The organism is Psychrobacter proteolyticus (genome assembly GCF_038155145.1).
Lineage (GTDB): Bacteria > Pseudomonadota > Gammaproteobacteria > Pseudomonadales > Moraxellaceae > Psychrobacter > Psychrobacter proteolyticus_B.
On sequence record NZ_JBAKAY010000260.1, the window covers coordinates 1 to 208 of the forward strand.

Annotated in this window: 1 pseudogene; it reads right to left on the reverse strand. The window is 50.0% G+C overall.

Annotation, left to right across the window (positions count from 1 at the left end):
- A pseudogene (locus V6252_RS13760) lies at nucleotides 1-208 on the reverse strand (signal recognition particle-docking protein FtsY); the annotation flags it as partial.

The following is a 208-nucleotide window of genomic DNA, read 5'->3' on the forward strand; positions in this document are numbered from 1 at the left end:
ATCAAAAATGACAGAAGCGCTGTCAGAACCATGAGCTTGCGCTACCACTGGTATATGATTGAGCTCGCCCCAAATCTGTAACTGCTCAGTAGCTGCCGCTCGGAACGTATCGCCCGCTGCCAGCATGACTGATTTGCCTTCACCATGTAGACGCATGGCAAGCTTACCAATCGTTGTAGTTTTTCCTACGCCAATGACACCTACTACC